This window comes from Franconibacter pulveris (assembly GCF_056780215.1).
On record NZ_CM165555.1, the window covers coordinates 3,178,835 to 3,191,493 of the forward strand.

13 protein-coding genes are annotated in these 12,659 nt (G+C 58.4%); 6 read left to right on the plus strand and 7 right to left on the minus strand.

All coding sequences use genetic code 11. The annotated features are described in order from the left end of the window. Window positions 1–75: 75 nt before the first annotated feature. Window positions 76–2,373, minus strand: coding sequence for a beta-glucosidase BglX (gene bglX, locus ACU4F7_RS15045; protein WP_481637250.1), 2,298 nt, complete (start codon window positions 2,371–2,373; stop codon window positions 76–78). Window positions 2,374–2,570: 197 nt separating this feature from the next. Between bglX and dld the strand changes: the two genes are divergently transcribed. Both dld and ACU4F7_RS15055 read left to right on the plus strand, forming a co-directional pair. Beyond that, the gene (dld, locus tag ACU4F7_RS15050) at window positions 2,571–4,322 is read left to right on the plus strand and encodes a D-lactate dehydrogenase (protein WP_481637251.1); all 1,752 of its coding nucleotides are present in this window, start codon (window positions 2,571–2,573) and stop codon (window positions 4,320–4,322) included. 109 nt (window positions 4,323–4,431) lie between these two features. Further along, window positions 4,432–4,989 (plus strand): GNAT family N-acetyltransferase, encoded by a 558-nt coding sequence (locus ACU4F7_RS15055; protein WP_029593342.1) that lies wholly within the window; start codon window positions 4,432–4,434, stop codon window positions 4,987–4,989. Here ACU4F7_RS15055 and pbpG read toward each other — a convergent pair. Together pbpG and ACU4F7_RS15065 are read right to left on the minus strand one after the other, a co-directional pair. Beyond that, window positions 4,986–5,933: a D-alanyl-D-alanine endopeptidase gene (pbpG, locus tag ACU4F7_RS15060; protein WP_481637252.1), complete on the minus strand. Its 948-nt coding sequence runs from the start codon at window positions 5,931–5,933 to the stop codon at window positions 4,986–4,988. The two genes, ACU4F7_RS15055 and pbpG, sit on opposite strands and share 4 nt — an antisense overlap. Window positions 5,934–6,104: 171 nt before the next feature. After that, window positions 6,105–6,692: a Yip1 family protein gene (locus tag ACU4F7_RS15065; protein ID WP_481637253.1), complete on the minus strand. Its 588-nt coding sequence runs from the start codon at window positions 6,690–6,692 to the stop codon at window positions 6,105–6,107. Between the two features lie 167 nt (window positions 6,693–6,859). On the opposite strand from ACU4F7_RS15065, the gene ACU4F7_RS15070 reads away from it, so the two are divergent. After that, window positions 6,860–7,435 (plus strand): DedA family protein, encoded by a 576-nt coding sequence (locus tag ACU4F7_RS15070; protein WP_481637254.1) that lies wholly within the window; start codon window positions 6,860–6,862, stop codon window positions 7,433–7,435. On the opposite strand, the gene ACU4F7_RS15075 is transcribed toward ACU4F7_RS15070, so the two are convergent. Together ACU4F7_RS15075 and ACU4F7_RS15080 are read right to left on the minus strand one after the other, a co-directional pair. Further along, complete coding sequence (locus ACU4F7_RS15075) at window positions 7,426–8,199, minus strand: SDR family oxidoreductase (protein ID WP_481637255.1); 774 nt, start codon at window positions 8,197–8,199, stop codon at window positions 7,426–7,428. The two genes, ACU4F7_RS15070 and ACU4F7_RS15075, sit on opposite strands and share 10 nt — an antisense overlap. An 81-nt stretch (window positions 8,200–8,280) precedes the next feature. Then, the gene (locus ACU4F7_RS15080) at window positions 8,281–8,850 is read right to left on the minus strand and encodes a TetR/AcrR family transcriptional regulator (RefSeq protein ID WP_029593350.1); all 570 of its coding nucleotides are present in this window, start codon (window positions 8,848–8,850) and stop codon (window positions 8,281–8,283) included. A gap of 105 nt (window positions 8,851–8,955) precedes the next feature. Between ACU4F7_RS15080 and ACU4F7_RS15085 the strand changes: the two genes are divergently transcribed. Further along, the gene (locus tag ACU4F7_RS15085; protein ID WP_481637256.1) at window positions 8,956–9,423 is read left to right on the plus strand and encodes a nuclear transport factor 2 family protein; all 468 of its coding nucleotides are present in this window, start codon (window positions 8,956–8,958) and stop codon (window positions 9,421–9,423) included. 167 nt (window positions 9,424–9,590) lie between these two features. Continuing rightward, window positions 9,591–9,674 (plus strand): small membrane protein YohP, encoded by an 84-nt coding sequence (locus ACU4F7_RS15090; RefSeq protein ID WP_481638741.1) that lies wholly within the window; start codon window positions 9,591–9,593, stop codon window positions 9,672–9,674. A gap of 31 nt (window positions 9,675–9,705) precedes the next feature. Here the strand turns inward: ACU4F7_RS15090 and ACU4F7_RS15095 are convergent, their stop codons facing one another. Next, window positions 9,706–10,659, minus strand: coding sequence for an MBL fold metallo-hydrolase (locus ACU4F7_RS15095; RefSeq protein ID WP_481637257.1), 954 nt, complete (start codon window positions 10,657–10,659; stop codon window positions 9,706–9,708). A 76-nt stretch (window positions 10,660–10,735) separates the two neighbouring features. Between ACU4F7_RS15095 and ACU4F7_RS15100 the strand changes: the two genes are divergently transcribed. Continuing rightward, on the plus strand, window positions 10,736–11,650 hold the full coding sequence (locus ACU4F7_RS15100; RefSeq protein WP_481637258.1) for a LysR family transcriptional regulator: 915 nt from the start codon (window positions 10,736–10,738) through the stop codon (window positions 11,648–11,650). Here ACU4F7_RS15100 and dusC read toward each other — a convergent pair. Beyond that, entirely contained in the window at window positions 11,647–12,579 is a 933-nt protein-coding gene (gene dusC / locus ACU4F7_RS15105; RefSeq protein WP_029593356.1) for a tRNA dihydrouridine(16) synthase DusC, read from the minus strand. The genes ACU4F7_RS15100 and dusC overlap by 4 nt on opposite strands. Between the last annotated feature and the right edge of the window lie 80 nt (window positions 12,580–12,659).

Consider the following 12,659-nt stretch of genomic DNA (forward strand, 5'->3'; position numbering starts at 1 on the left):
AGACGAAGCGGTTATATCGCTGAAAAACAGCAATAAAAAAGGCCGGATTAACCGGCCTTGACGTTGAGGGCGAAATCAAAGCAACTCGAAAGCGCCCTGCTTCACGCGGGCGGAGTCCAGCCCGATGAAGACGTTGAATTTGCCAGGCTCGGCGTCGTACTTCATGCGCGCGTTCCAGAATTTCAGCGCTTCGACGTCAATCGGGAAGCTGACGGTCTGGCTTTCGCCAGGCTTCAGCGTCACTTTCTCAAAGCCGCGCAGCTGCTTCACCGGACGGCTGATAGAGGCGGTTACGTCCTGCAGATACATTTGCACCGCCGTCGCCCCTTCCCGCTTGCCGGTGTTGGTGACCGTGACGCTTGCGGTAATGCTGCCGTCGCGCTTCATGGTCGGCGCGGAGAGCTTCACGTCAGAGACGCTAAAGGTGGTGTAGCTCAGGCCGTAACCGAACGGATAAAGCGGGCCGTTGGCTTCGTCAAAGTAGCGCGAGGTGTATTTGTTGGGGTTCTCCGGGTTATAGGGGCGACCGGTGTTCAGGTGGCTGTAGTAAACCGGGATCTGCCCGACAGAGCGCGGGAAGGACATCGGCAGCTTGCCGGAAGGGTTGTAGTCGCCAAACAGCACGTCGGCGATAGCGTTGCCGCCTTCAGTGCCCGCAAACCAGGTTTCCAGAATGGCGTCCGCCTGTTGATTTTCTTTCACCAGCGCCAGCGGGCGGCCATTCATCAGCACCAGCACCAGCGGCTTGCCGGTCGCTTTCAGCGCCGCTATCAGGTCGCGCTGGCTTTGCGGAATAGTGAGATCGGTGCGGCTCGACGCTTCATGCGCCATGCCCTGCGCCTCGCCCACAGCGGCCACTACCACATCCGCCTGCTCAGCCGCTTTCACCGCTTCGTCAATCATCGCCTGCGGCGTGCGCTCGTCCACCTTCACCGCCTCTTCATATTTGTTCAGGAAGGCGACGATGTCTTTATCGTTGGTCAGGTTGGCGCCCTTGGCGTAGATGATTTTCGCCTTGTCACCCACCGCGTTTTGCATGCCGGTCAGCAGGGTCACGGACTGATCGACCACGCCCGCGGCGGACCAGCTGCCCATGATATCGCGCTTGCTGTCGGCAAGCGGCCCGACGAGCGCGATGGTGCCCGATTTTTTCAGCGGCAGCGTTTCAAGACGGTTTTTCAGCAGCACCATGCTTTCACGCGCCACCTTGCGGGCGTCTTCACGGTGCAGGCGGCTCTCCGCATTGGTGTCCTGCGGGTCGGACGCTTTCGGCCCGAGGTGGCTGTACGGGTCGTTAAACAGGCCCATATCATATTTTACGTTCAGCACATGGCGGGCAGCTTCGTCCAGCTCCGCCATGGTGACTTTTCCGCTCTTAATAAGGTTCGGCAAATACTTGCTGTAGTACTCGTCGGCCATGCTCATGTCGACGCCCGATTTAATCGCCACGCGCACCGCGTCTTCCGGGTCGGAGGCGGTACCGTGCTTGATAAGCTCTTTGATAGCGCCATGATCGGAAATGGTGATGCCCTTAAAGCCCCATTCGCCGCGCAGCAGATCTTTAAGCAGCCACGGGTCGGAGGAGGCGGGCGAACCGTTCAGCGAGTTAAGGGCTATCATCACCCCGCCGCTGCCCGCGTCCAGCGCCGTTTTGTAAGGCGGCATGTAGTCATTGAAAAGGCGCTGCGGACTCATGTCGACCGTGTTGTACTCTTTGCCCCCTTCCACCGCGCCATAGGCGGCGAAGTGCTTCACGCTGGTCATGACCGAGTAGCGGTCCGCCGGGCTTTTGCCCTGCATCGCCTCAACCATGGTTTTGCCCATCATGGCGGTAAGGTAAGTGTCTTCGCCAAATCCTTCCGAGCCGCGGCCCCAGCGCGGGTCGCGCGAAACGTCCACCATCGGCGCCCAGGTCATGTTCAGGCCGTCGTCCGCCGCTTCATAGGCAGAAACGCGACCTACATTTTTCACCGCCTCCAGGTTGAAGGTGGAAGCGAGGCCAAGGCTAATCGGGAAAACGGTGCGCTGGCCGTGTACGACGTCATAGGCGAAGAAGAGCGGAATTTTGGTGCGGCTCAGTTCCATCACCTGGTCCTGCATCACGCGAATATCCGGGCGGGTGACGGTGTTGAAAATCGCCCCCACCTGGCCATTTTTAATCATTTCTCGAACGGCTTCTTTCGGGGTATCAGGACCGACGCTGATTAACCGCAGCTGGCCGATTTTCTCATCGACCGTCATTTTTTTGAGCAAATCGGTTACAAACGCATCCCGCGCTTCGGGCGTCAGCGGGTGGTTGCCGAACGTATCGGAAGCCAGAGCCGGTTGCAGCGCAAGGCCTACGGCCACACCTACAGAACAAAGCCATTTCATAGGATTAACTCTCTTAGGTAAACATCCGCCTCGCGAACCGAGGCGGTAAAAATCAGACACGCAGTGTGCCATAAGCATAACAAGGTAAGAAGATTCGTCTCGATTTGTACGCTGATTTTTCGACGTTTTAAGACTCCTGGCCGAATTCAGCGCTATGCTTAGAGACGATGATTTTTACCCGCCACAAGGAGTGGAACATGTCCCTTAGCGCACAGCACAATCCGCATCCCTTCATCACCGAATTAACCCGTCTCGTGGGCGCCAGCCAGCTGTTGACCGACCCGGCGAAAACCTCCCGCTACCGCAAAGGCTTCCGCTCAGGCCAGGGCGACGCGCTGGCCGTGGTTTTTCCGGGTACGCTGCTCGAATTATGGCGCGTTCTGAGCGCCTGCGTGCAGCATGACAAAATTATTCTTATGCAGGCGGCCAATACCGGCCTGACGGAAGGCTCCACGCCGAACGGCAACGACTACGACCGTGAAATTGTCATTATCAGCACGTTGCGCCTGGACAAACTGCACTTGCTGGATAACGGCAAACAGGTTCTGGCTTACCCCGGCACCACCCTTTATCAACTGGAAAAAGCCCTGAAGCCGCTCGGGCGCGAGCCGCACTCGGTGATCGGCTCCTCCTGCATCGGCGCGTCGGTGATTGGCGGGATTTGCAATAACTCCGGCGGCGCGCTGGTGCATCGCGGCCCCGCTTATACCGAAATGTCGCTTTATGCGCAGATCGACGCGCAAGGGAAACTGCACCTGGTCAACCACCTCGGCATCGATCTGGGCGCGACGCCGGAGCAGATCCTCGGCGCGCTGGATGACGATCGCCTAAAAGAGGACGCGGTGCGCTATGACAACCGCCAGGCGTCGGATCATCACTATATCGAGCGCGTGCGCAACATTGAGGCTGATACCCCGGCGCGCTACAACGCCGATCCGGATCGCCTGTTTGAAGCCTCGGGCTGCGCCGGCAAGCTGGCGGTTTTCGCCGTGCGTCTGGACACCTTTGAAGCCGAGAAGCGCCAGGGGGTGTTTTATATCGGCACCAACCAGCCGGAAGTGCTGACCGAAATTCGCCGCCATATTCTGGCGAACTTCAAAAACCTGCCGGTGGCGGGCGAATACATGCATCGCGATATCTATGACATCGCCGAGCGTTACGGCAAAGACACGTTCCTGATGATAGACAAGCTCGGCACCGACAAAATGCCGTTCTTTTTTACCGCCAAAGGCCGCACCGACGCCTGGCTGGAAAGGGTGCCGTTCGTGAAGCCGCACTTCACCGACCGCGTGATGCAGACGCTCGGCAATCTCTTCCCGCGCCATTTACCGCCGCGCATGAAAAGCTGGCGCGACAAATATGAACATCATCTGCTGCTGAAAATGGCGGGCGACGGCATTACCGAAGCGCGCGACTGGCTGGCGGACTATTTCAAAACCGCCGAAGGCGACGTGTTCGCCTGTACGGCGGAAGAAGGCAGTAAAGCGTTCCTGCACCGCTTCGCGGCGGCGGGCGCGGCGGTGCGCTACCACGCGGTGCATGCCGATGAAGTGGAGGATATTCTGGCGCTGGATATCGCCCTGCGGCGTAACGATACTGACTGGTTTGAAACCCTGCCGCCGGAAATCGACAGCAAGCTGGTGCATAAGCTCTACTACGGCCACTTTTTCTGCCACGTTTTCCACCAGGATTACATTGTGAAAAAAGGGGTGGATGTGCATGAGCTTAAAGAGCAGATGCTCGCCCTGCTGCGCGAGCGCGGCGCGCAATACCCTGCCGAACATAACGTTGGCCACCTTTATGAAGCTCCGGCGAGCTTAAAACAATTTTATAAGGCGAACGATCCGACAAACAGCATGAATCCCGGCATCGGCAAGACCAGCAAACAGAAATACTGGGGCGAAGAGGCTTCAGGCTCTGAAGGTGCTGAGAAAACCGGGGCGATATAGTGCTCCCGGCAGCGGTGGCGCTGTTTTCCGCGGATTTTTCATACTAGAGTAACTGCTCCTGCCGCAGACGCCTTGTCTGCGGCTCACACAGCAAGGGAAGGAGCATAATATGTCCGTTGTCGAAATCCTGCCGACGACTGAGATAGCAATCCGCGACGTTACAGCGGAAGACGTAGATGCTATTACCGCAATTTATGGCTGGCACGTGCGCCATGGGCGCGCCTCGTTTGAAGAGCTGGCGCCGGACGCCGTGCAGATGGCCGAACGAATACAACAGATCCAGCGTCAGGGGCTACCCTGGCTGGTCGCCACCCTGCACGGGGTGGTGGTAGGTTACTGTTACGCCACCCTTTACCGTTCCCGCCCCGCCTATCGCTATACGGTGGAAGAGTCCATTTATGTGGAAAACAGTATGCGCGGACGCGGAATCGGCAGCGAGCTGCTGGCGGCGTTAATCCACCGCTGCGAGCAAGGCCCCTGGCGGCAAATCCTTGCCGTCATTGGCGATGGCGAGAACAATCACGGATCGCATCGTTTGCACCTGCAGCAAGGGTTTGAGGTGGTGGGACACCTTAAGAGCGTAGGGTTCAAGCATGGCGACTGGCGCGATACGCTTATCATGCAGCGTCCACTCAATAAAGGCGACTGGACGCTGCCGGGCAATTAATCGTCCTGGGCGTCACCACCCGCGGCGCTGTTGCTTGCCATCTGCGCCGCTTTTTGCCGTTTATAGCTAAGGGCCGAGGCGGGAACCGGCGTCGCCTTACCGGTTTCAAGCCAGGTGCGCAGGCGGCTGGCGTCGGCAAAGTGGGTATATTTGCCAAAGGCGTCCATGACCACCAGTGACACCGGTCGGCCTTTAATCACCGTACGCATCACCAGACAGTGGCCCGCCGCGTTAGTAAAGCCGGTTTTGGTCAGCTGAATATTCCAGTTCGGGCGATACACCAGATGGTTAGTGTTGCGAAACGGCAGGGTATACGCCGGATTCGAGAAGGTCGCCATATCTTCATGGGTGGTGCTGAGCTGGCCTATCAGTGGATACTGCTTGCTGGCTATCAATAGCTTAGTCAGGTCGCGCGCCGTAGAGACGTTATGAATGGAAAGGCCGGTAGGCTCCACATAGCGGGTATGCGTCATGCCCAGCGCTTTCGCTTTGGCGTTCATGGCGCGGATAAACGCGTCATAGCCCCCCGGGTAATGGTGCGCAAGGCTCGCCGCCGCGCGGTTTTCCGAAGACATCAGCGCCAGCAGCAGCATATTCTTGCGGCTTATTTCGCTGTTGAGGCGCACGCGGGAATAGACCCCTTTCATTTCCGGCGTATGGCTGATGTCGACCTTCAGCTTCTCATCCAGCGGCAGACGGGCGTCCAGCACCACCATTGCGGTCATCACTTTGGTAATGGAAGCTATCGGGCGAACCAGGTCGGGATGGCTCGAATAGAGCACCTTATTGGTATCAAGATCGACGATCATGGCGCTGCCGGAGGCGATCTCCGGCTGGGCCGCCGTTACAGCGGCAGGCGTTTTAGCGGCAGCAGCTTGCGGCGCAAAAGGCGCGGTCAGCATCAGCGTCAGTGTTAACAGCGAAAGGCGAAATTTTATCGGCATGGTGTTTGTTCAGATTATTATTCACAAGCGTAATGACGCACACCGCAACCGTTCAGAAAATCAATAACGGCAGCAGGCGCCGCATGATACTCCGGCGTACCGCTACACCGCTACTGGAGAATCGTGTCGAAAGCTTACGTTGCTGGCGATGAAGCCAGCAACGCGCCTCCCTCAGAATAGCCGATAGCCGTAACCCCACAGCACCACGGTCAACGCCAGCAGAACTTCCAGCACCAGCACGCCGATGGCGAGCGTCGAACCGGAGAAATTAAGCCCCTCTTCCCGGTTGATGTTAAGGAAGGTTGGAATGCCGACATAAAGCAGATAGCCGGTATAAAACAGCGCGACGGTGCCCACCAGCGCGCACAGCCACACGACCGGATAGAGCGCCACGATGCCGCTTAAAAAGAGCGGCGTGGCGACATAGCCGGCAAACACCATGCAGCGCGCCAGCGACGGACGCTGCGGCAGGCTGCGCGCCATCCACCAGATGACGCGGCCCATGACAGCCACGCCCGCCAGCATCAGCGCGTAGAAGAGAATCGCCAGCGCGAAACCGGTGCCGAGCGAGAGCCGCACGACGTTGCCATCGTCAAAATCCCAGCCAATCTGCGTCGTGCCGATAAAGGCGCAGACCACCGGGATTGCGGCCATTAACAAAACATGATGGGTGTAGTGATGCGAAACGGTTTCGTTTTCGCGCCGGATACTTTGCATTTCACGATCGGGATGGGAGAAGAGTCCCCAGACATGGTTCATATAACCCCCTTAGTTGCTTAAGCAACGCGCTGTTAAGTATAACGCACGCGGCGATTAAAAAATAAACAGAGCGCATTTTCCAGGCGGGCAGACCCTTCGTTGAAGGCGCAGTGAATATCAGGGTGTATGCTTTAAAGAAAGCTTTACGAGGAGAGCTAATTACACTCATGGATATCAACGCGTTAATTGCCCAGTACGGCTACGCGGCGCTGCTGATAGGCAGCCTTGCGGAAGGTGAGACCATTACGCTTTTAGGCGGAGTGGCCGCGCATCAGGGATTGCTTAAGTTCCCGCTGGCGGTGCTGGCGGTGGCGCTTGGCGGCATGATTGGCGATCAGGCGCTTTATCTTTTCGGCCGCCGCTTCGGCAACCGCGCGCTGACGCGCTTCTCACGCCACCAGAAAAAGATCGATCGCGCCCAGCGACTGATTTTGCGTTATCCGGTGTGGTTTGTTATCGGCACGCGCTTTATGTATGGCTTTCGCGTTATCGGCCCGCTATTGATTGGCGCCAGCCGCGTGCCGCCGAAGCTGTTTATTCCGCTGAATATTGCAGGCGCGCTGCTGTGGGCGCTGATTTTCACCACGCTTGGCTACCTGGGCGGCGAGGTGATAGCCCCCTGGCTTGCGCGCGTCGACCAGCATCTGAAGCATTATATCTGGGTGGCATTGGCGGTCGCGACTGTGGTACTGCTGCGCCTCTTCTTAAAGCGGCGCAGCAGACGGCGGGAAAATCAGGACTGAGGTTTGAACTGCGGGTTGGCGAGCATAAAGCCGCCATCGACGATAAAGGACTGGCCGGTGGTATAGCTGGCGTCTTCAGAACAAAGCCACGCCACCAGGCTTGCGATTTCTTTGGTCTCGCCCGGACGCGCCAGCGGCACGTTCGGCAGCGAGCCCGGTTCAGCGTCGCCTTCCTCCATATTGTTCATCGGCGTCGCAATCGCGCCCGGCGCCACCGCGTTCACAAGTATGTTGTAACTAACAAGCTCCAGCGCCATCGATTTGATCAGACCGCCCAGCGCATGTTTCGCGGCGGTGTAAGCGCTCGCCTCCGGCAGCGGCGTATGTTCATGCACCGAGGTAATATTAACGATACGACCGCCCTGCCCCTGCTTCACCATCGCCCGGGCGGCAATTTGCGAGCAAAGAAAAGCGCCATGCACATCTACGGTAAATATCTGCTGCCAGTCGTTGAAATCCACCTCCAGGAAGGGCGCTTTGTTCATGGCGCCAGCGTTGTTCACCAGCGCATCGATGCGACCAAAGCGGTCAATCAACTCCTGAATGGCGTTCGCCCCTTCCGGCAGGTTGCTCAGGTTGAGCTGGATAAGCTCGGCGCGCCGGCCAAAACTTTCCACTTCTTTCGCCGTCTCCTTCGCCCCGGCGTCATCTTTATGCCAGGTGATGCCAACGTCATACCCCTGCTTTGCAAGGTAAATTGCGCACTTCTTGCCAATACCCGAATCTGACGCGGTAACAATCGCCACCTTATTTGCAGAACTCATTGCGACCTCCGGTGTTTTCCATAGAAGGAGTAAGTATAGGAGAGCTATGAGAACTGACCGGGTTAAGGGCGCAAACGCGTTTCAGCCCGCCTGTAGCAGGGGCTCAAGCGCCAGCCATTCCCGCAGCAGAGCGACGGCCGCTTTGCCGTTACCCTCGCGCTGCGCCATAACAATGGCTCCGTCCACCAGCAGCGTCACACGCTGCGCCAGCTGCCTGCCCTGCGGCGTATCCGGCAGGTGAGCGGCAAGCGCCTGCGTCATCTCTTCTTTATGAGCGCGTATTAGCGCGAGGCTCTCCGGCAGCGCCTGGGCCAGCTCGACCGTCGTGTTAATAAAGGCGCACCCCCGATAGTGCTCGTCGGCAAACCACTGTTCCAGGGTTGCAGAAAGCCCGGCGGCAAGCGAGCCGCCTTGCTGTCGCTGCGCGGCAAGCGACTGGCGAAACCAGCTTATCCAGCGCTCGTGGCGGTACTGCAAAAAAGCGAGGATTAAGTCATTTTTTGCCGGAAAGTGCCGGTAAAAGGTCACCTTTGTTACGCCCGCTTCTTTAATGATGCGGTCAATGCCGGTGGCGCGAATGCCTTCACGGTAGAAGAGATCGTGCGCCGTTGCGAGGATGCGCTCGCGAGCGCTTACGTTTTCACGGGTCATTTTGGCTCCTTGTGTAAAGAGTATCGCGCATGTAGACAACTCTGTCTACTTATGCCAGATTGCATGTAGACAGACCTGTCTACTACCCTGAAGAGGAGCACCATTATGGAAACCCGCCCGCCTTTACCGCTTTTCACCCGGGAGTCGGCTATAGAGAAAACCCGCCTGGCGGAAGATGCCTGGAATAGCCGCGATCCGCTGCGCGTTTCCCTGGTTTATACGCCCGATACGCGCTGGCGCAACCGCAATGAAACCGTCATTGGTCGCGATCGGGTTGTCGCGTTTTTACAACGCAAATGGGCACGGGAACTGGAGTACCGGCTGATCAAGGAGCTCTGGGCGTTCGAGGGCAACCGCATCGCGGTGCGGTTTGCTTACGAATGGCATGACGACTCCGGCACCTGGTATCGCAGCTACGGCAACGAAAACTGGGAGTTTAACGAGCAAGGACTGATGGCGCGCCGCTTCGCCTGTATCAACGACCAGCCGATAGCAGAAAGCGAGCGCCGCTTTTTCTGGCCTCTGGGTCGTCGCCCGGACGATCACCCGGGCCTGAGCGAATGCGGGTTTTAATCGCGGAACGAGTAAAAACAGACGTTAATCTGGCAGGGCAGCGTGGGTCAGAGCTGTCTGTTTTTCACGCAACCGGACCGCATCGACACGGCAAGCTCGCCATGAAAGACTACGCTTTCCTTGTAGCATCAATATTTTGCTCATTACCACAAGGAGAATTAGAGATGATGAAGCTACTGCTGTGGGTCATTCTGATTATTTTTATTATCGGGTTACTGGTGGTCACGGGCGTCTTTAAGATGATCTTCTGACCAGCAGGGCGCCGCCTGCGCGGCGGCGTCCTTACTCCTTAGTCTGCAAGCTGCTGTAGTTAACAGGCACCCAACGGTACCCCTCCTGCACTTTCTTCACTTTGCCTATGCCCGGAAAGGCGATATGCGCCGAGGCGACCCAGGCGTTGCTCCGTGCGGCCATGTCGAGCGCCGTTTGGCGTTGCGCCACCGCTTTCGCCTGATCGACATCAAAATGAATAGCCACCTCCGGTTGCGGCATCTGCACCGCCTGCACATGGATAATATCGCCCCATAGCAGCAAGGTTTCACCGCCGCGGCTGACTTTATACATTACGCTGCCAGGCGTATGCCCCCCTGCGGGCAGCGCGTCGATATCCGGCATAATCTTCGCAGGCGCCGTGAAGGGTTCAAGTTTTCCGGCATCGATAACCGGGCGCAGCGACCGTTCCGACTCTTCAAACGTGTGCCGCTGGCTTGCCTCCACGTCACGCGCATGCGCTGGATCCAGCCAGAAATCGACGTCGCGCTTATCCACTCGCACCGTTGCGTTAGGGAAAGCGGGTTTACCGTCATGCTGTACGCCGCCGGAATGGTCGGCATGAATATGGGTCAGCAGCACCGTATCAATTTGTTCAGGCGGAATGCCCGCCGCTCGCAGGTTCTCCAGCAAATGGCCGCCCGCCTTGCCAAAGAGCGGCCCGGCGCCGCTGTCGACCAGGATAAGCCGTTTGCCGGTATTAATGACGTAAGCGTTGATGGAGGTTTCGGTGCGGGGCGTCATCGCCTGCTCCGCCATCCGGCGCGACAGGGTCGCCGGGTCGATGTGCGTGAGCAGTTTTTCACTGTCGATAACCACCGTGCCGTCGGAAACGGCGGTTATCTGCCAGTCGCCCAGCATCATCCGGTAATAGCCTGGTGCCTGTTTATCCGCAATCGGCATCGGTTGCGCGCTGGTGGTGAAGGCGCAAAGCAGAAAAGTGGAAAGCGCTATCGCAAGCTTCATTGGGGTTCTCCGGGTTGATTTACCTTGTCGAAGTATCCGCCCGGCGATACTATCAATCCAATTGATTGGAGAGATTATGACTATCAAAGAAAATGATTTTCGTAAAATCGACCTGAACCTGCTTATCGCTTTCGCCGTGCTTTTTCGCGAGCAGAGCGTTTCGCTGGCGGCGGATAAGCTGCATCTCGGCCAGCCGGCGGTAAGCGGCGCGCTGTCGCGGCTGCGGGAGATGTTCGACGACCCGCTGTTTGTGCGCAGCGGCCACCGTATGCAGCCTACCGCCCGGGCCCAGGCGCTGCACAGCGAACTGATGCCCCTGCTGGAGCAGCTTCAGAGCGCGCTGTTTCAGCAGGCGGAGTTTCATCCGCAACAGGCCAACGCCACCATCACGCTTGGCATGACCGACTGGGTAGAGATGTGGCTGATGCCGCAACTGATTCCGGCATTGCGCGACGCCGCGCCAGGGCTGCGCCTGAACGTGGTGGCGAGCGATCCCTTCACCGACGCCCAGCGTCTGGAAGGCGGCGAACTGGATATGGCAATAAGCGTGGCGCAGGTTTCCGCCCGCTGGCAGGAGCGCGAGGCGCTGACGCAAATGCCGTTCGTTACCCTCTGGCATCCGGAGCAAATCACGCTGAACGCGCCGCTCTCGCTGGAAAGTTACGTCGCTCATCCTCACCTTTTAGTCACCTATCGCGAAGCGTCCAGCAGTCAGATAGATACGCTGCTGGCTAAGCAGGGGCAGCGGCGCACGGTGTGCTACACCACGCCGCACTTCGCCGCTCTGCCCGGCCTGCTGCGCCAGATGCCCGCGCTCGCCACCGTTCCCGCCGGGCTATCGGAAAGCTGGCAGCGCAGTTGGGGCCTTGCCGCAAGCCCCGTGCCGCTGGATGCGCCTTGCATCGAGGTGGCGATGCTCTGGCATCAGCGGCATAACAGCGACCCGGCATTAATGTGGCTGCGGGAATTTATTCGCCAGCGTTTTGGTTAATGGCGGTTAATGGCGTCGGCAATGGCCGTTGACGTGGTTAAGGTGCGGATTTCACGGAAAAGCGCGGTCGCTTCGCTGTATTCCTGACGCAGATAGCCGAGCCACTGCTTGATGCGCGCAACATGATACATGCCGGTGTCGCCCTGCTTTTCCAGCCGGGTATATTTTTGCAGCAGCTTTACGACGTCCGGCCAGGCCATACGCGGCTCGTTATATTTAATGACCCGGCTCAGGTTAGGCACGTTCAGCGCGCCGCGTCCTATCATCACCGCGTCGCAGCCGGTCGCCTGCATGCACGCCTGGGCGCTTTGCCAGTCCCAGATTTCGCCGTTGGCGATAACGGGAATGGCAAGCCGCTCACGAATTTCGCCAATGGCCTGCCAGTTAATGCGCTCGGCGCGGTAGCCATCTTCTTTAGTACGGCCATGTACCACCAGCTCGCTGGCCCCCGCCTGCTGCACGGCGTCAGCGATTTCAAAACGCCGCTCGCCGCTGTCCCAGCCAAGACGCACTTTTACCGTTACCGGCAGGTGCGCTGGTACGGCTTCGCGCATCGCTTTAGCGCCGCGGTAAATCAGTTCCGGATCTTTTAAAAGCGTCGCCCCGCCGCCGCTGCCGTTCACAAGCTTCGACGGGCAGCCGCAGTTTAAATCGACGCCCCAGGAGCCAAGCTCCACCGCCCGCGCCGCGTTTTCGCCCAGCCACTGCGGATGTTGGCCAAGCAACTGCACCCGCACCCGGGTGCCGGAAGGCGTACGGCTTTGTTGATGCAGCTCCGGGCAGAGTTTATAGAAGGATTTCACCGGCAGCAGCTGGTCCACCACCCGTAAAAACTCGGTGATGCAGAGATCGTAATCGTTCACTTCCGTCAGGAGTTCGCGCACCAGCGAATCGAGCACGCCTTCCATCGGCGCCAGTAAAACACGCATATCGTTACCCGTAAGAAAAAGAGGCGCTATGGTAGCGCCTGCGGCGGCTGGCTGAAAGAGGGTTGCTCAGAGCGTAAAGC

Bases quoted from the DNA above. Each gene is read 5' to 3' on its own strand.
- bglX (WP_481637250.1), bottom strand. From the start codon at position 2,373: ATGAAATGGCTTTGTTCTGTAGGTGTGGCCGTAGGCCTTGCGCTGCAA.
- dld (WP_481637251.1), top strand. From the start codon at position 2,571: ATGTCCCTTAGCGCACAGCACAATCCGCATCCCTTCATCACCGAATTA.
- ACU4F7_RS15055 (WP_029593342.1), top strand. From the start codon at position 4,432: ATGTCCGTTGTCGAAATCCTGCCGACGACTGAGATAGCAATCCGCGAC.
- pbpG (WP_481637252.1), bottom strand. From the start codon at position 5,933: ATGCCGATAAAATTTCGCCTTTCGCTGTTAACACTGACGCTGATGCTG.
- ACU4F7_RS15065 (WP_481637253.1), bottom strand. From the start codon at position 6,692: ATGAACCATGTCTGGGGACTCTTCTCCCATCCCGATCGTGAAATGCAA.
- ACU4F7_RS15070 (WP_481637254.1), top strand. From the start codon at position 6,860: ATGGATATCAACGCGTTAATTGCCCAGTACGGCTACGCGGCGCTGCTG.
- ACU4F7_RS15075 (WP_481637255.1), bottom strand. From the start codon at position 8,199: ATGAGTTCTGCAAATAAGGTGGCGATTGTTACCGCGTCAGATTCGGGT.
- ACU4F7_RS15080 (WP_029593350.1), bottom strand. From the start codon at position 8,850: ATGACCCGTGAAAACGTAAGCGCTCGCGAGCGCATCCTCGCAACGGCG.
- ACU4F7_RS15085 (WP_481637256.1), top strand. From the start codon at position 8,956: ATGGAAACCCGCCCGCCTTTACCGCTTTTCACCCGGGAGTCGGCTATA.
- ACU4F7_RS15090 (WP_481638741.1), top strand. From the start codon at position 9,591: ATGAAGCTACTGCTGTGGGTCATTCTGATTATTTTTATTATCGGGTTA.
- ACU4F7_RS15095 (WP_481637257.1), bottom strand. From the start codon at position 10,659: ATGAAGCTTGCGATAGCGCTTTCCACTTTTCTGCTTTGCGCCTTCACC.
- ACU4F7_RS15100 (WP_481637258.1), top strand. From the start codon at position 10,736: ATGACTATCAAAGAAAATGATTTTCGTAAAATCGACCTGAACCTGCTT.
- dusC (WP_029593356.1), bottom strand. From the start codon at position 12,579: ATGCGTGTTTTACTGGCGCCGATGGAAGGCGTGCTCGATTCGCTGGTG.